This is a genomic window from Pseudomonas sp. NPDC077451 (genome assembly GCF_044543345.1).
GTDB lineage: Bacteria > Pseudomonadota > Gammaproteobacteria > Pseudomonadales > Pseudomonadaceae > Stutzerimonas.
The window spans coordinates 148,442-164,109 of record NZ_JBITVX010000005.1 but is presented as its reverse complement, the minus strand read 5'-3'; the positions used below and the strand labels follow the sequence as shown (position 1 = coordinate 164,109).

At 55.1% G+C, this 15,668-nt stretch carries 15 protein-coding genes and 3 pseudogenes; 6 read left to right on the top strand and 12 right to left on the bottom strand.

The genetic code is table 11. The annotated features are described in order from the left end of the window. Positions 1 to 199: 199 nt before the first annotated feature. The 4 genes and pseudogenes from ACIGHL_RS10660 to ACIGHL_RS10645 form a co-directional block, all read left to right on the top strand. Entirely contained in the window at positions 200 to 1,333 is a 1,134-nt protein-coding gene (locus tag ACIGHL_RS10660; RefSeq protein WP_128120095.1) for an O-antigen ligase family protein, read from the top strand. Between the two features lie 59 nt (positions 1,334 to 1,392). Then, a complete protein-coding gene (locus ACIGHL_RS10655; RefSeq protein ID WP_181689986.1) occupies positions 1,393 to 2,664 on the top strand; it encodes a glycosyltransferase family 4 protein in 1,272 nt (423 codons plus the stop codon). Between the two features lie 79 nt (positions 2,665 to 2,743). Further along, a complete protein-coding gene (locus tag ACIGHL_RS10650; protein ID WP_216707187.1) occupies positions 2,744 to 3,562 on the top strand; it encodes a glycosyltransferase family 32 protein in 819 nt (272 codons plus the stop codon). A gap of 66 nt (positions 3,563 to 3,628) precedes the next feature. Continuing rightward, positions 3,629 to 3,883: pseudogene (locus ACIGHL_RS10645) on the top strand (IS3 family transposase); the annotation flags it as partial. A gap of 4 nt (positions 3,884 to 3,887) precedes the next feature. Here ACIGHL_RS10645 and ACIGHL_RS10640 read toward each other — a convergent pair. After that, positions 3,888 to 4,283 (bottom strand): annotated as a pseudogene (locus ACIGHL_RS10640) (TonB-dependent receptor plug domain-containing protein); the annotation flags it as partial. 368 nt (positions 4,284 to 4,651) lie between these two features. On the opposite strand from ACIGHL_RS10640, the gene ACIGHL_RS10635 reads away from it, so the two are divergent. Next, the gene (locus ACIGHL_RS10635; RefSeq protein ID WP_181689984.1) at positions 4,652 to 5,362 is read left to right on the top strand and encodes a single stranded DNA-binding domain-containing protein; all 711 of its coding nucleotides are present in this window, start codon (positions 4,652 to 4,654) and stop codon (positions 5,360 to 5,362) included. Between the two features lie 279 nt (positions 5,363 to 5,641). Here ACIGHL_RS10635 and ACIGHL_RS10630 read toward each other — a convergent pair whose 3' ends face one another. The 8 genes from ACIGHL_RS10630 to ACIGHL_RS10595 form a co-directional block, all read right to left on the bottom strand. Next, positions 5,642 to 6,028, bottom strand: coding sequence for a VOC family protein (locus ACIGHL_RS10630; protein WP_181689991.1), 387 nt, complete (start codon positions 6,026 to 6,028; stop codon positions 5,642 to 5,644). Positions 6,029 to 6,125: 97 nt separating this feature from the next. Beyond that, entirely contained in the window at positions 6,126 to 6,491 is a 366-nt protein-coding gene (locus tag ACIGHL_RS10625) for a glyoxalase superfamily protein (RefSeq protein WP_128120090.1), read from the bottom strand. Between the two features lie 103 nt (positions 6,492 to 6,594). Further along, positions 6,595 to 6,903 carry an outer membrane protein assembly factor BamE gene (locus tag ACIGHL_RS10620; RefSeq protein ID WP_128120089.1) on the bottom strand — a complete coding sequence of 103 codons (309 nt, stop codon included), beginning with the start codon at positions 6,901 to 6,903 and terminating at the stop codon, positions 6,595 to 6,597. Between the two features lie 189 nt (positions 6,904 to 7,092). Then, positions 7,093 to 7,341: a hypothetical protein gene (locus tag ACIGHL_RS10615; protein WP_128120088.1), complete on the bottom strand. Its 249-nt coding sequence runs from the start codon at positions 7,339 to 7,341 to the stop codon at positions 7,093 to 7,095. Between the two features lie 548 nt (positions 7,342 to 7,889). After that, a complete protein-coding gene (locus ACIGHL_RS10610) occupies positions 7,890 to 8,138 on the bottom strand; it encodes a hypothetical protein (protein WP_128120087.1) in 249 nt (82 codons plus the stop codon). 82 nt (positions 8,139 to 8,220) lie between these two features. Further along, positions 8,221 to 8,622 carry a hypothetical protein gene (locus ACIGHL_RS10605; protein ID WP_128120086.1) on the bottom strand — a complete coding sequence of 134 codons (402 nt, stop codon included), beginning with the start codon at positions 8,620 to 8,622 and terminating at the stop codon, positions 8,221 to 8,223. A gap of 202 nt (positions 8,623 to 8,824) precedes the next feature. Next, a complete protein-coding gene (locus ACIGHL_RS10600; RefSeq protein ID WP_128120085.1) occupies positions 8,825 to 9,331 on the bottom strand; it encodes an Lcl C-terminal domain-containing protein in 507 nt (168 codons plus the stop codon). Between the two features lie 80 nt (positions 9,332 to 9,411). Further along, positions 9,412 to 10,038: a hypothetical protein gene (locus ACIGHL_RS10595; protein WP_128120084.1), complete on the bottom strand. Its 627-nt coding sequence runs from the start codon at positions 10,036 to 10,038 to the stop codon at positions 9,412 to 9,414. A gap of 152 nt (positions 10,039 to 10,190) precedes the next feature. Between ACIGHL_RS10595 and ACIGHL_RS10590 the strand changes: the two genes are divergently transcribed. Beyond that, positions 10,191 to 11,156 (top strand): integron integrase, encoded by a 966-nt coding sequence (locus tag ACIGHL_RS10590; protein WP_128120171.1) that lies wholly within the window; start codon positions 10,191 to 10,193, stop codon positions 11,154 to 11,156. A 192-nt stretch (positions 11,157 to 11,348) separates the two neighbouring features. Here the strand turns inward: ACIGHL_RS10590 and ACIGHL_RS10585 are convergent, their stop codons facing one another. From ACIGHL_RS10585 to ACIGHL_RS10575, 3 genes and pseudogenes are all read right to left on the bottom strand, one after another. Beyond that, positions 11,349 to 13,487, bottom strand: coding sequence for a TonB-dependent siderophore receptor (locus tag ACIGHL_RS10585; RefSeq protein WP_128120083.1), 2,139 nt, complete (start codon positions 13,485 to 13,487; stop codon positions 11,349 to 11,351). A gap of 691 nt (positions 13,488 to 14,178) precedes the next feature. Then, a pseudogene (locus ACIGHL_RS10580) lies at positions 14,179 to 14,547 on the bottom strand (hypothetical protein); the annotation flags it as partial. Positions 14,548 to 14,651: 104 nt separating this feature from the next. Further along, complete coding sequence (locus ACIGHL_RS10575; protein WP_216707188.1) at positions 14,652 to 15,482, bottom strand: NYN domain-containing protein; 831 nt, start codon at positions 15,480 to 15,482, stop codon at positions 14,652 to 14,654. Positions 15,483 to 15,668: the final 186 nt, after the last annotated feature.

Sequence of the window (15,668 nt, the reverse complement as noted above, 5' to 3'; positions counted from 1 at the left end):
ACGGAACGAAGCGCAGCGCGGCAGGACCAAGCTGCGTATGGCCCGGACAAGCGTTGCCCGTAGCAGCTGCTCTGAAGCTTTGAGCACCCCGGCACTGGCTTGTCTGCATGCCACCTGGCTACGGACCAGCCGGTAAACCCTGGATGGCACTTCCGGAAACGGATGTTGGTGCATTGATGCACGACTGAGAGCGTTCAAGATGAAGAAGCTCGGCTACCTGGTAGCGCTGTACCCGATCGGGTTCATTGATTCCGTGATCGCGTTGCGGATCTCTCTATTACTTTTGTTGCTTTCCGTGGTTATCAACAGGCGTCTGTCGCTGGTTGACTGGCTGCTGCTCGGTCTGCTCGGTATCACCGCCTATTCCTGGCTGACCGTGGATGGCTATGAGCGCAGCTTCATCTCGCCGCAGATCTCGTCCTACTATGTGTTCCTGTTCAGCCTGCGTTTCTTCTACGTCTGTCGCGATGATCTGCTGAACTTCATCACCAATCTGCCGCTGTTCCACTATCTGCTGCTGTGCGTCGTTTACCTCGTTGTTCAGGTCAAGGTCGGCTACACCTACGAAGTTGGTGTATTGGAAGCCTTCATGCTGATTCGCCTGGCGCTCCAGGCGCGCCAGCGCGGCTTGATGTTGGCGATGCTGCTGGCTTATCTGGTGCTGATGTTTCTCATCTCGACCCGCACAACGCCTTTGGGCATCGCTCTGCTGGTTGCCGGCTGTTGCCTCCTGAAACCGCCGAAGCCGGTGCTCAAGGCGGTTGTCGTGGGTGTGATCCTGCTGACGCCAGTGGCGGGTTTCTTTCTGATGGGCCTGGATCTGTCTTCCAGCATGGCGGATGTCGATGACAACGCGGAGATCCGCCTGGAGATGCTCAAGGGCGCCAGTTCGATGATTGGCATTTCCGAGTTCCTGCACGGGGTCGGATTCGGCGGCCCCTATCGCGACGTGAGCTTCAAATATGCCTTCTGGCATCCGCTGCTCGATACACGATTTCTCGCGCATCAGGTGTCTAACCACAACTCCTTGTTCGACGTCTTCTTTCGTTTTGGGATCTTCGTCTACGCCTTGTTTGCCGTTGTGTTCCTGCGCGTCATCTGGCTAGACAAGACGACCAACCATTACGTCTACGCCCTGTTGTTTGTCACCCTGTTCTCGCTATCGGTGAATGCGTATCTGGATTCAACGCGCCTATCGCATGCCTTCGCCGCTTTCATTATCGGACTGATGCTTCTGATACCGCGCAGGACCTTGCGGCACCAGCGCGCGCCCAATGCCGCAGTGGTGCGGGTCGGTTCGCGCACTGTTGATGCTGCGAAGTCGCCAGGCTGACATCTCTCCTAACGCTCACCCGCTGAATTCTCGTCCGCATGTCAGTACAGGAAGTGCCCATGAAAGATTGCGTTTTGATTTCCGCGTTCGCCTGCGACCCTTCCATGGGTTCAGAGCCCTACGTAGGTTGGAACTGGCTCAAACAGATCCTGACTGTCTCCGATGGAAATGTCGTGCTACTCACTCGCCGGATGCATGAGCGGCCAGTGCGCGAGGCGCTCGAACCCGCCAGCCGCGCGCGTCTGGATATCGTTGCTTTCGATTTGCCCGGCTGTGCCGGTATGGCTCATCACCACAGCCTGATGAAGCCGTATTACGTGTTCTGGCAAGTAGCCGCATTGTTTGTCGTGCTGGTCTACCAGCTGCGTCATCGTTCGCTCGCGGTGATACAACAGTGCACTTACAACGTGGTGGATATGCCTGGGTTGCTATGGCTGGTACCTGGAACGCGGTTCATCTGGGGGCCAGTGGGTGGTGGTCAGATACCACCTGCCTGGGCGAAACCGCTTTATGGGCGGGGTTGGATCAAGCAGCGCTGGCGCACGCTGATGAAACGCACGTTGCGGTTCAACCCGTATATCTGCCTAGCATCGTACTGCTCATCGTCAATCCTGGTGGCCAACCAGGACACCCTCGAGATGCTGCCTCGCTTCGCGCACCGCAAATGCATCAAGACGCTTGAAACAGCGGTGAGCGGCGTAACCGCTAGCCCTGCGGCGCAGGAGCCGAAGGAAAGTTTCACATTGCTCTGGGTCGGTCGGCTGGAGCCCCGCAAGGCTCTCAAGCTGTTGCTCGACGCCATCGCACAGATCAAGGCAGATCAGCCTCAGGCCTACGAGCGATTGCGGATCAAGGTGCTCGGTACTGGGCCTGATGCACAGAAGACCGAGGTGGAAGTAGCTGCGCTAGGGTTGGCCGGCAAAGTCGAGTTGCTCGGCGCGCTGCCTTTCGCCGAGGTCCAGCCGCTCTACGAGGGCGCCGACCTTTTCGTCTTCACCAGCGTTCAGGATACCTCCGGTAACGTGCTGCTCGAATCGCTGGCCAGCGGCCTGCCAGCTATAGCGCTCAATCACCAGGGCCCCCGAGAAATCCTGCAAAACGGGGGCGGACGGTTGATCGATGCGCACTCCTATAACGAGGCGGTTAAAGAGTTTGCACGCGCCATACTTGAGCTGATGGATGCGCCGCAATTGCTTAGAGCTTACGCACAGGCGGGACTGGAGAATATTCAGAAGCATTGCCTGTGGGAGCAGAAGGGAGAATTGTTCCGTACGCTGCTGGATGCGCAGGGCAAGTCTGCGAAAAGCCATCTCGCCTCAGATCAAGCTTGAGCGAACGTCTCATGTTTCCTCGTATTTCTACTCGCGCTAAGGGCGCGGGCGATCTTTCTAATGCATGAAGGAGGCGAATATGATTCCAAAGATCATTCATTACGTTTGGATCGGCGATGCGCCGAAGAATGAGCTGCTTCTGCGCTGCATCGAGAGCTGGAAAAAATATCTGCCGGACTACGAAATCAAGGAATGGGGCAACTCGCAAATCGACGGAATCGACATTCCCTATGTCCGTCAGGCGCTGGAACACCGCAAGTGGGCGTTCGCATCGGACTACATGAGGTTGTACGCACTGCACCGCTATGGCGGCTTTTACTTCGACTCCGATCTAGAAGTCACAGCCGATATAGAGCCGTTCCGCGAACATGACTTTGTTGCTGGCTTCGAGGAGTATCAGGGCAACCGATATCCGATGTCGGCGTTCATCGGCGCGGTTCCTAATAACGCAATTATTGGTGATCTGCTAGCCGAGTATGCGTCGCTGAGTCTAGTGGACCGCAACGGCAATCTCGACCTTACGGCCAATACCAAACGCATGACGCTGTATTACGCGCGCAGGTTCGGCCTGAAAAAGCCCTATAAGACCGATGAGCCAACCGCGTTAGATAGTTACTCGTTTATCTATCCGGTTCATTACTTTTGCACGCCTGCGCCGCACAAAAAAAACTTCACCATTCACCATTTCAACGGTTCGTGGCTGGACGGCTATGCGCGACGCAATGTTCTAAACATGTCCGGCTATACGCTGTGCGTTTTCAAGGACCGCAAAAAGGCCAATCGCAGCTTGCCCCTCACCTACAACGAAAGCTTGGCAATGATGCTGCCGCTTGGCTTCGACCTGAGACTGGCGCTCCTGCGCAAAGGCACGTCCCGGCAACCTTTTAAAATGTGCTGATCACATCTAAGGAAGCTGAACCGCCCCTGCTTTCCCAGAGGCTCTGACTCTTGACAGGGTAGGGCCATGAACACAACGACGAAGCATTCCCAAGAAGTCCATGAGCGAGCGGTTCGACCAGTACTGGAGCATCAAGACCACCATGAGTCGAAGCGTGAAGCGATGCTCTATTTCCGCCAAGATCGGTTCTTACTGCCGAAAACGGTGCGCAGCTGAGTGCGTCGAGCGTGACAGCGGTAAGCGTGAACGCCAGACCAGTAGCGAACGCGAGCGGAGACCCTGGAGCGAGAAATACGTGAGCGGCGCCAGGCCAACGAGATCCGGTGTCCAGCGTGCCGCGGCGCAGCCCCTCGGTATTGAACTGAGTGCCCAGCACGGTCCGCCGCTTGGCCTGCGGTTGCTTGCTGACAATATGGAAGGTGCCGCCCGGGTCGCCACGGCCATACAGCATCGAAGCCGGGCCACGCAGGACCTCGATTCGCTCGATAGTCGCGGCGTCCGGCATGTTGGGGTAGCCACGGTTGATGGCGAAGCCGTTGCGGTAGAACTCCTGGGAGCTGAAGCCGCGTACCAGGAATTCGGTCAGGCCCTGGCCGCCGAAGTTGTTGCCGCGCTCGACGCCGACGGCGTAGTCCAGCGCATCCTCGAGACGGGTGGCGCCGATGTCTTCTACCACCTGGCCAGGGGCGACGCTGATCGACTGCGGGATTTCATGGCTGGCGACCCAGGCCTGATGCATCGCGCGGATGCGCCTGCTCCCTGGTTCGCTCTGACTTTGCATAAATGGGGATCGTGCCGTTGGGGGGGAAGTTCACTCGTATCGACGAGGCGCTTGTTCGTAGGCGAGTGAATTGGGCCGCATCAGCAGAGCCATCCGAGCGCTTTGTCTAGATCGCTGTGCTAGTTATTAGCGATGACCGTGGGTTACCTGAAAGCCATCCGACCATTAATCATTTGCGCCGGTTAAGGTTCCGATTACGAGGCTAATGAGAAAGCGAGGCCGCTGAACTCTGAAAACTCACTCCGGTCGGGACTTATGAGGGCCGTAATTGGCTCCTTATGAATCCCCACTCAAATGGAGGAAGCATTGTGAAGAAATCAGCGTTCGCTCTCAGCATACTGGCCTCGACACTCATCGCGGCACCGGCAATGGCGCAAATGCCGAAACTCCAACCCGACGACAGTTACGTTTCAATCAGCGGTACCGTGCTCACCGCCGAAGATGACGAGTTCTCCCTCGACTACGGGCAAGGACAGATCAGCGTCGAAATGGATGACATGGGCTGGGTGGGCAATCAGCCCGAGCTTATTCCAGGTGATGAAGTGACGGTGTACGGGCGTGTCGAAAAACACTTCTTTGTCGATGCATCCATCGAAGCAGACAGCGTCTTCATCGAAGAGCCGGCCACCTATTACTACTCTTCGCCGACTAACGACATGACAACGTTTGCCGTCATGGACGTGGATCCGGTAACCCCCGTTGTGGTGGGTGACCTGATCCTTACCGGTACTGTGCAAAGCATCAAAGATCGACAGTTCACGGTAAACACCGGCGACCTAGAGTTCACCGTCGATACGAGCGGCATGCAAAACAATCCGCTCGATAACGAAGGTCGTCAGAAGGTAGGGAAAGGAGACACTGTCTCCGTTGCCGGTAACCTGGGGAGCGCAGCGATCGGCGACCGTAGGCTGAATGCGGAATCGATCATCGTTCTTCGGGACCAAAGCCAGCAGGGCCAAAAGCAGCAGAGCCAGCAGAAACAGCAGAAGCAAGGCAGCCAGCAAAAACAAGGCAGCTAGTCGTGCGCGTCAGCCAGCCTCGGAGCTGAACAGCTACCAGGCTGGCACTGAGCGAATCGGCCGACCAGGGCTCTCGCCGATTAATCAGCTTAGCGTTGAAGCTTTCGCGCCGATCGCGGCTGAATCAAACCGAGCCTTCACATAAGCTCCTTATAATGTTTAACGCCCGGCTAATGGGCTGGTAACGCACACCACAAAACTCAATAAAAACAACCGTAACCATCACGGCGCAAAAGGACTGGAAACCTCACGCGTGGATAGTTCCTCTTGAACCGATTGTTATGCGTTTGAGTAGGTTGATACTTCAATTAGATTTCCATCAGGATCTCTGAAATAAAATGAAGTAATCGAGCCTTGTGCGCCTGTACGTTTTACAGGGCCCTCCGTGATAATTACACCTTGATTCCTCACATGTTCCATTGCGTCAGATAATACAGTATCAGTAATGAAGCACAGGTCTGCGCTTCCGCACTGTACATTCTGAGCCTTAGGCTCAAATTCCTTACCTAGTTGATGAAGATTGATTTTTTGATGCCCAAACTCTAGAGCAATCCGGCCCGCCCCAAAACTAACGACCTTCATACCCAAAACGTTTTCATAAAATTCGACAGTGGTTGGGATTTCAGCAACTGTCAGCACTAAATGATCCAGGTGACTAATCTTAATCCAAAGCTCCATGTTCTAGGGAAAGGCACCTAGCGTTTTGTTAAGGAGCGGGCGTTAGCCCGTCCCAGTGAGCGAAGCGAACGATTTGAACCAGTTGTTATGGGTTTGCCGGCTCATTAAATAGCACCCTGTTCGAAAACGGGTCTGTTACCGTAAAACAACGATCCCCCCATGGCGCCTGCTCAATTTCCGGCTTACTGTACTTATACGGCCGTGAAGTAACCTCGTGATGGAGCGCTGCAAGATCACTTACGTTGACAAAAACCTTACTGCCAGGCGTGCAGTCGCCCGAATGCTCGCTGAGATGGAAGACAAGATTTCCTTTTGACACCTGCATGTATATCGGAAAATTGACCTCAAAGCGGTGTTCCCAATCCAGACTCATACCCAAAAAATCGAGGTAAAACTCTTTCGCTTTGCCTTCATCGAAAATTCGCAAAATGGGTATTGTTTGAAATTCCATGCTCGATCCTTGACTACACATAACGATTAAGCTAACGGGCTGGCTTTAGCCAGTCCCAGTGAGCGAAGCGAACGGCCTTGAACCGCTTGTTAGAGGTTCCTGCTCAATGCTGCATTATTTTTGCATGGGAGAATTTGCCTTGCTCGTCGAAATAAACATGCAAGTTGTCGTAATCCATTCCGAAGCCGCTGCACATGCCAAGCAGGTATTGGTATTCTTGCTTAGTAAAGCTTCCGCTAGGCCTTCCAAGTAGATCAATAACTTCTTCTTTCGCCATTTTGCTCGATAGCACATTGTCTCGTAAATCTTTCGCCATTCCACCTCTAAAGCAATTGGCATCTTCTGCATTGCTGATACTGGCGGTCCAGCCTCTCTCGTCAAAAGGCAGGGTACCGAAGACGCCAGAGCTCATGTACTAAAAAGCAAGGACGGATAGCACCAAAAGTAATGTAGTAATCGCCACTATTGTGACAAGAAACCACTTGAGAGCTTTTGATGCAAACGACATTGCAACCTCTAACGTTTGGTTAAGGGGCCGGCTTTAGCCGGTCCCGAGTGAGTGAAGCGAACGGCTTGAACCAGTAGTTAGAAGTCAGGCGCTTCATTTAGGATTTTTATCTGGTTCTTCAATGCCGATGTGACGCCTAAAACCGGGGCAATCAATTAGCAACGTATTGCCAAACCAACTGGCAAATTTTTCCATTAGGTGAAAACCCTCATCCTCGGACTGCACCGTGGGTAGCTCATAGTGCGTGCAGAAGTGACGGCGACCATTCCCTTCAACACGGTCAACGATGATGTGTGGTTTGCCATCTTTTTCTCCCATGTATACGAGATGTTCGTATTTCACGGTAATTTCACCTGGCTTCTAACTTTGGTTAAGGGGCGGGCTTTAGCCCTTCCCAGTGAGCGAAGCGAACGACTCGAACCACTTGTTAAATGCCGTTTGCACGTTGCCACCTTCTAGCCATGGCAAAGCACTTGTGGCGCAACTTCTGTGATTTTGATTTGTTGGCTGAAATGGCAAGTAGCTTGTCACAGATTTCTTGCGAAATGGGGAAGCCACTTTCCATCCAGCTTGCTGCCAAGAGCTCCCAATGACGACTTGGAAAAGCTAGAGAGTAGTCGATGACCTCAGCGAGCAGTCTCTCGGTAATCACTCCATGCTCCGGCAACTCATCAAGGACCGCTGGGTATGAATATTACAATATCGGTAGCAACGCCATATAACTCTTGTGATCGACCCAAAGGCGCTCTAGTTCTGCGATTTATTTCATGGCATTTAACGTATGGTTAAGGGGCGGGCTTTAGCCCGTCCCAGTGAGCAAATCGAGCGATTTGAACCACTTGTTAGGCTGTGCCGAAATTGAGAGCCGGACGCAGGTAAAGCCCTGTGTATCATGACTCTACCCATACCGTTTCATTTGGATGGTGCTCTTTGATGGTATTGATTGCGCATAAAATTGCTTCTTTATCGTTAGACTCAATGACATAACTGAAGTCTGAGAAGGCTACGCCTGACTGTCTGAGTGCTGCAAGTTCTGCCTTAGAGAATATTCCAGCGGATAACCAGAGCAAACAACCTAAATTATTGGCAATGCTTTGGTAGCTTTCATAACCTTTAAGAGTGAGTGCCAGGAATATCATGAAAGAGCCTAACGTTTGGTTAAGGGGCGGGCTTTAGCCCGTCCCAGTGAGCGAAGCGACCGGCTTGAAAAACTAGTTAGCGCTACCCTGCGCTGACTAGTTGCAGCAGTGCTCCTACCGCAAACATTAATAAGCCAGCAATTGCAACTAGTCGTTCAGTTTCTCCGAAATTAAATGCTGCGCTGTAATAACTTTTTATTTCATTAACTTTTTCAGGATGATGGATGATTTCAAGGTGTGCTTGGCTGGTCTTGGATTTCAAGTTTCTATTAAAGTCTTCAGATAACAATGCCATAAGTCTGTCATGGTCTTTTTTCCTTTGCTCCACATCTGGCCCGCGAAATATACGAAGAGCAAGCATTAAGGCCGATATTGTTTGAAGTAAAATGCCAGACATCTGTAAGGATAGCTTGCTACTTTCACGCCCTTGAACTCCAGCAAAATACCAGAATTCGGGATAAATGTAGGCAGCGGTAATTGCCATTGCGCCAAGGGTTTAAAACAGGAATATTTCTTGTGCTGCGGTTGGTGTGCAGTATTTGTTTAAGTGCATACGACTTCGTTATTCCCGAACGTTTGACGTGAAGGGCCGCCGTAGCGGCGAAGCTGCGAAGGGAATCCACAAGCGCAGCTTGTGGGCGGTCCCTCTCGACGGAATGGTTAGGTTTCGGTGGAAGGACACGGTTCTATTTTCCACTACGGACAAGACGTACTGCCATAGAAAAGCCCTTGGTGTGACCATCTGCCCCACCACTGAGAAAATCAATGTAGTAAATGAGCGAGGGGATTTCCTTGATTTTGGTGGTGCTCCAATAAAGAGCACCTGCACCCAAATCTCTGACGTTCGGGAAAACTTCGGTATTTATGGCTGGATTGCTGCATATTTTCTCAACAATGCCATACAACTCCTCAATGGTGGGGACGCGCCAACCGCCGCCTGTGTTTTTGGCATACTCCTTGGCCTCACTCAAGCTCATGAGTTTTGCTGTTCCCATACATTTGCCGTTTTTCCATGTGGTTCCGACACTGCAGCGACGCCATGTGAGATTGGTCTCGCGATCAAATGCCTCCGCTCCATTGAGCGTGAAACGAGATGAGGGTGTGCTTGCCATTTTTCCTTTGTCACATGTGGCGAAGGCAATACCTGAGCTGCAAAGCACAACGGCAATGATGAAGGTGCGGAATACTTTCATGGGATAAGAAACCTAACGTTTGGTTAAGGGGCGGGCTTTAGCCCGTCCCAGTGAGCGAAGCGAGCGATTTGAACCAGTTGTTATACGCCGCGTGAAATGGTGCAGTCCCTTATTAATGGAGACAAAAAGAAGCGATCTATTATTCCTGAAACTGTAACCACATCATTTTTTCTTAAAATTAGGAGCGCTTCTTTGTGCTTTGAGTCGAACACAGCAACCACATGTGCGGCATGAGTCGGTTCGCTTTCGGGCATGAGGCTTGTCCAAAGTAACCCATCTTTTTCTTCTGTAACATCGCCTAGACGAGCGCGCCAGAGGATTTTTTGGCCTGTATAGCTCTTTTCGAAGTGACTTCGCTGGAGCTCAGTTAGTGCGGGGTCTTTCCATGATTTACAAAAGGAAACCATATCGTTCAGTAGCGTCGTGCTTTGGCTCAGAGCTTCAATTTTTTGAACTGAATCAGCTTGTAAGATGGGTGATTTTGGTTCGGACTTAAATTCGTTGTTGGTGCGCTGCGGAGTAAGTTGAATTTGCTCTGGGCGCTGAAGTTCTTTCTTTAATTCATCAAGGTTTTTTTCTAATACGGAAATGCGGAAATCTCGTGGCTTTACGTATAGGGCATCAAAAATTTTCCAGGCCGCTGCAATAGCTGGAATGATTACTAAGACCAGGCTTACCAAAGGATTCTGTTGAATTATTTCAAGCATAGTTTGCCTTGTGTGTATAACTATAATTAGACACCATTTGGTGTATAAGACGCCGGACGGGCGTGGTGTATAACATTCCTTGTCATTGCGGCTCTCCTTGTCTAGGCCGGGCGTTTCCGAAGGACGGTGACTGTATAAGGGAGTTATACACCATGGATGGAAGGCCGCGATTGCTCGATCAGGTCCGGGACCAGATCCGGCTGAAACACTACTCGATCAGAACTGAACGTGTCTATTGCGAGTGGGTGAAGCGCTATATCCGATTTCACAAATATCGACATCCGCTTGAAATGGGCGCAGCTGAAGTTGAGGCGTTTCTTTCGGATTTGGCTGTGCGCCGTGATGTATCCGCTTCGACGCAGAATCAGGCGCTGGCTGCATTGTTGTTTCTTTATAAGCAAGTACTCAAGCAGGAGCTACCCTGGCTTGGCAAAGTGGTGCGTGCAAAAAAGCCCGCTCGGCTGCCGGTGGTGCTCTCTATCGACGAAGTGCAAAGGATTCTCAGCCAACTGGACGGCGATGTCGGGTTGATAGCACGACTGTTATATGGTGGCGGCCTGCGGTTGATGGAAGGGGTGCGGCTCAGGGTCAAGGACGTCGATTTCTCGCGCAACGAGATCATCATCCGTGACGGTAAAGGGCAGAAGGATCGCGTCACCGTAATGCCGGCAAGCCTTGTGCTGCCGCTTAAGCAGCACATCACTGTTGTACGGGCTATTCATCAGCGCGAGGTCGCCGCAGGGCGGGGTGATGTCTACTTGCCTGACGCATTAGCTCGTAAATATCCCAACGTGCCATGGGAATGGGCTTGGCAATACGTGTTCCCTGCTGCAGGCCTGTCGGTGGACCCACGCAGTGGTTCAGTGCGTCGTCATCATCTGGATGAAAAGCGGGTGCAAAGGGCTTTCAAACGCGCAGTAGCGCAATCCGGTATAGCCAAGTTGGCGACCCCGCATACGTTGCGGCATAGCTTCGCAACTCATCTATTGGAAAGCGGACAAGATATTCGCACTGTGCAGGAGTTGTTGGGCCACGCAGACGTGAAGACAACCATGATCTACACCTACGTGCTAAACCGGGGCGGCTTGGCGGTTTTGAGTCCGTTGGATCGTTTGTAAGTTTGCGGTATGCGCAGAGGGATGCGCTGGTCCGGCTATAGGCCGCCAGGTACGGTCGCGAAAGGCCGAACCCCCTAGGATCGCTAGGACGGGCCCGTGTGATCGTTGTAAAAGAATGAGCTGTAACGGTGGGTGATACCGCGCCCTGGGCAATGGCCAAGCCATCAACCCAGGGCATTGCACCAATAGGCACTAGAGCTCGATTGATACCCCGGCCTGCAGGGTGCGCGGAGCGCCCGGGTAGGCCCAGATGTTCCAGGCGCGCTCTTCGTATTCCTCGTCGAAGACGTTGTCGAGGTTGAGGTTGAGGCGAATGCGGTCGGTGAGCGGGTAGTAGGCCAACAGATCGACCACGGTGTAGGCGCCCATGTCGTAAGCAGTGTTCGAAGTGCTGCCCTTGCGTGAACTGACGTACTTCACGCCAACCCCAAGGCCCAGCCCGTCCAGCGCACCGTTATCGAACTCGTAGGTGTCGAGCAGGTTGAAGCTGTGCTCTGGCACGTTGGCCAGGCGGCTGCCCACCGGCACGGCGGCGCTGTTGCTTTCAGTGACTTCGGCATCGACGTAGGCATAGCCGCCAATCACGCGCCATTGCGGGGTGATATTGCCGGCAACGCTGAGGTCGAAGCCGCGGCTGCGGACCTCGCCTGCAGCCACCTGGAAGGCCTGGGAGCCAACGTTTGCCGGGTCAGCCGTCAGCACGTTTTCCTTGGTGATGTGGAACAGTGCGGCCGTCACGCTCAAGTTGTGTTCGGGCAGGTCGTACTTGATGCCAGTCTCGTAGGCGACACCTTCTTCCGGGTCGAACGCCTGGCTGCTGCGGTCGGCGCCCCGGTTGGGCTTGAATGAGCGGGAGGCGTTGGCGTATACGGCCAGCGCTTCGGTCACGTCGTAGATTGCACCGATGCGCGGCGAGACGGCGTTATGCGCCTGATCCCAGCTACCAGCAGCCGACAGCTTGTTGGTGTAGTTCTGCTCGAAACGTTCCAGGCGGGCACCCAGCTGCAGGGTGAAACGGTCGGTCAGCTCGACCTGATCCTGCATATAGAAGGCATAGGACTGCAGGTCTTCGTCGTCCCAGTAGTTGGGGCCGAGAATGGGGGGCAGCGGCTGGCCATAGACCGGCTCGTAGATGTCGATCGGGAAGGAGCCTACGCCACCTGCGGAACGGTCGATGCGGGAGTTGTAGTTGAAGTCGTCGTACTCGATGCCGGTCAGCAGGGTATGCATGAAGCCCAGAGCGCTGAAGCGGCCCTCGAGGTTGGCCTGAACGGCCGTATCGTTCCATTCCAGCCGTCGTTCGCTGTAATTGCGCCCCACGGTGCGGCCGTCAGCGGCCAAGCCATTGTTTTCCACGGCGCCACCCTCCAGGCTGCCGTCGAGGTATTGCACGCCGCCGCGCAGGGTCCAGTGGTCATCCAGCAGATGCTCGATTCGCAGCTGGGTCATGGCGTTTTCGTTGGTGAACTTGCCGGCGCTTTCTTCCCCGAGGAAGCGATCACGTGGCAGCTGGCCTTGCTGGCCGGCGTAGCGCGTCACGCCGCGGTCGAGCGGGTGACGGTTGTGGAGGTAGTCACCTTCCAGAATGATCGCGGTGGCGTCGCTGAGGTCCCAGCGCAGCACTGGGGCAACGTTGTAGCGTTCGCTTTCGACATGATCGCGAAAGCTGTCAGCGCCTTCGGCCACTAGGTTGAGGCGATAGGTGAATTCGGCCTGCTCGTCCAGTGCGCCGGTGGTGTCCAGCGTGCCGCGGCGCAGCCCCTCGGTGTTGAATTGAGTGCCCAGCACGGTCCGCTGCTTGGCCTGCGGTTGCTTGCTGACAATGTTGAAGGTGCCGCCCGGATCGCCTCGGCCATACAGCATTGAGGCCGGGCCACGCAGGACCTCGATTCGCTCGATAGTGGCGGCGTCCGGCATGTTGGGGTAGCCGCGGTTGATGGCGAAGCCGTTGCGGTAGAACTCCTGGGAGCTGAAGCCGCGTACCAAGAATTCGGTCAGGCCCTGGCCGCCGAAGTTGTTGCCGCGCTCGACGCCGCCGGCATAGTCCAATGCATCCTCGAGACGGGTGGCACCGATGTCTTCTACGACCTGCCCGGGGACGACGCTGATTGACTGCGGGATTTCATGGATGGGCGTGTCGGTACGCGTTGCGCTGGCCGAGCGCGTAGCGCGATAACCGTCCACTGGGCCGTCGGCGCGTTCGGCTTGCGAGGCGGTGATCTCCATTTGTTCGAGGGCGATGGGGGCCCCGGTAGATCCCGCTTGTTCGGCAGCGTAGGCGGTGGCGGCGAGCGCCTGTAGCGACAGCACAGGCACGAGAAGTCGACGCATTGGGGCAGTTCCTTTTGAAGGCTTCGAGCGGAGGGGCGCAGATGCTATAGATGTTGATAACTATTATCAATTGAGCTGCAGCTGGTTCGCTGAATTGTGTCGCTTTAGGGGTTTGATGAGTCGTTGCTGGCGCCGCTCAGGGCTTGCGGCATTGCCGAGCAGTTCCTGTCGAGCCGGCATGAGGTCTGCTTTAGCACGGAGCGAGCCCGGCCGACCGGGACGGAAGAGTTCGAGCAGAAAGGTCGGAGAGCTTCGCACTCCAGATCCCGGTGCGCATCGTTGCGCTGCGGTTGCGTTGGTTTGCGAGGCGCTTCAGGAGAAGGGCTGGATGGTTGTGAGGTTTGGCTTTTGCTTGGGCAGGCCTGCGGCCTGCATTCGCCGCGGGGCGCGCCTCCCACAGGGCAGGTGCGAGGCTGGCGTTTCCTGCGTATGACCTGTTCATTAACCTCGCGTTGCCACAACGTCCGCCACGGGCGCCATTGATTTGCCGAGACGATGCGCCAGCGTCATGTCACGCGCGTCGTCCAGCGCCGCTTAGGGATCAGCGACCCCGGCTCTCGCCCTCGCGGGACCGAGTCGAGTCGGCTGGCGTTTCGGTACCGGTCATCGTCGAGGATTCGGTATGGGGTTGGGTGTCATCAGCGGGCTCGGCTTCAGGCTCGCTGGACGGTACGACTGTTGGCGTTCCAATGCTTTGCGAGGCGCCACGGCAGGTCAGCTCGGCGAAAGGCTGGTCCGGCGAGTACTCGCCTGGCACCCGCTCTACCCGCTGAGTGTTGGGGCTCACGGTGAAAACGGGCGGGGCGGAGGTGTCGGCACGTGCATCGTCGGGCACGTGGAATTCGCAGGTCACGGTGTCACCGGTATTGTTCCTCACCTTCACGGCGCGTATTCCGACCAGCTCGCCACCCGCCTCGGTGGTTGAGGTCGGCACGCCCATGGCGCTGACTTCGATATCCAGGCCGTTCAGGTGGGTGATCACTTCGGGCTTGGGTGTCTGGGCAAGCGCAACAGGTGCGCAAAGGGCTAAGCCTAGGGTCGTGAGCAGTGCCTTGGTCATGGAAACCTCCTCGAGTCGATGACTGCTTAGAAGGGTTCGAGGGGTGAGGGTTCGGTCTGCTCTCCGATTTGCTTGTCCGTTGCTTCGCATCCTGCGGTTGAGCGCTACTTCTGTGGCTTCAGATTGCGAGCATAAAGCGCCTTCCCGCCCGTGGAGGTGGTGCCTCTGGCCTCCAGCTCGAATCGCTTGGAATGCGATTTGATCAAGTCGCTGAGTTTCTTGAAGCCATACAGACGCGGATCGAAAGCGGGACGGAGTTTGCTGATGTTGGAGCCAAGCTCGCCGAGGTGCACCCAGTCATCCTCGTCATCGGCAATGTCGCTAAGAACCTTGGCAATGAACTCTATCGGAGCCTTTTGCGCTTTGACCTGGCCGCCTTTCTCGGCGGTTTTGGCATCGTCTTCGGACTTTTCTGCAGGCTCCGGCGCGGGCGTCTTGTCCCCATTGCTTGGGGGTTCCTGCGAGGTCTTGGGTGCGTCGGCGCGAAGAATTTCGGTGTAGATGAACTTGTCGCAGGCTGAAACGAAGGGCGACGGGGTTTTTTGTTCGCCAAAGCCATAGACGGTCAGGCCTTCTTCGCGGATGCGTGCGGCCAGACGCGTGAAGTCGCTGTCGCTCGAGACCAGGCAGAAGCCGTCGAAGCGGCGCGTGTAGAGCAGGTCCATCGCGTCGATGATCAACGAGCTATCAGTGGCGTTCTTGCCGGAGGTATAGGCGAACTGCTGAATCGGTTGGATCGAATAGTCGAGCAGCACCTTTTTCCAGCTGCCGAGGTTGGGCTTGGTCCAGTCGCCGTAGATGCGCTTGACGCTGGCGACGCCGTATTTGGCGATTTCCTCGAACAGGCCTTCGACAATCGCGGCGGGGGCGTTATCGGCGTCGATGAGAACTGCAAGGTGGATCTGCTGACGGGTGTTGCTGGGCTTGGCGGCCATGATTCGTCCCTGGATGGATGTGTGTCGACCTTAACGTCAGTCACGCCTACACGGCCATAACCTTCTGCAATCTACGGGTCGCCCGTCGCGACTGAGAGGCCGCGCACCGGCTGAAAAACCGCCGGTGCGTTGCCCTCGGTTCCGGTTGCGAAAAGGTTGGACGGAACCCTGGCGGCGATGACCTTT

Coding starts and splice junctions, on each gene's coding strand:
- ACIGHL_RS10660 (WP_128120095.1), top strand. CDS start 200: ATGAAGAAGCTCGGCTACCTGGTAGCGCTGTACCCGATCGGGTTCATT.
- ACIGHL_RS10655 (WP_181689986.1), top strand. CDS start 1,393: ATGAAAGATTGCGTTTTGATTTCCGCGTTCGCCTGCGACCCTTCCATG.
- ACIGHL_RS10650 (WP_216707187.1), top strand. CDS start 2,744: ATGATTCCAAAGATCATTCATTACGTTTGGATCGGCGATGCGCCGAAG.
- ACIGHL_RS10625 (WP_128120090.1), bottom strand. CDS start 6,491: ATGGAATTTCAAACAATACCCATTTTGCGAATTTTCGATGAAGGCAAA.
- ACIGHL_RS10620 (WP_128120089.1), bottom strand. CDS start 6,903: ATGAGCTCTGGCGTCTTCGGTACCCTGCCTTTTGACGAGAGAGGCTGG.
- ACIGHL_RS10610 (WP_128120087.1), bottom strand. CDS start 8,138: ATGATATTCCTGGCACTCACTCTTAAAGGTTATGAAAGCTACCAAAGC.
- ACIGHL_RS10605 (WP_128120086.1), bottom strand. CDS start 8,622: ATGGCAATTACCGCTGCCTACATTTATCCCGAATTCTGGTATTTTGCT.
- ACIGHL_RS10600 (WP_128120085.1), bottom strand. CDS start 9,331: ATGAAAGTATTCCGCACCTTCATCATTGCCGTTGTGCTTTGCAGCTCA.
- ACIGHL_RS10595 (WP_128120084.1), bottom strand. CDS start 10,038: ATGCTTGAAATAATTCAACAGAATCCTTTGGTAAGCCTGGTCTTAGTA.
- ACIGHL_RS10590 (WP_128120171.1), top strand. CDS start 10,191: ATGGATGGAAGGCCGCGATTGCTCGATCAGGTCCGGGACCAGATCCGG.
- ACIGHL_RS10585 (WP_128120083.1), bottom strand. CDS start 13,487: ATGCGTCGACTTCTCGTGCCTGTGCTGTCGCTACAGGCGCTCGCCGCC.
- ACIGHL_RS10575 (WP_216707188.1), bottom strand. CDS start 15,482: ATGGCCGCCAAGCCCAGCAACACCCGTCAGCAGATCCACCTTGCAGTT.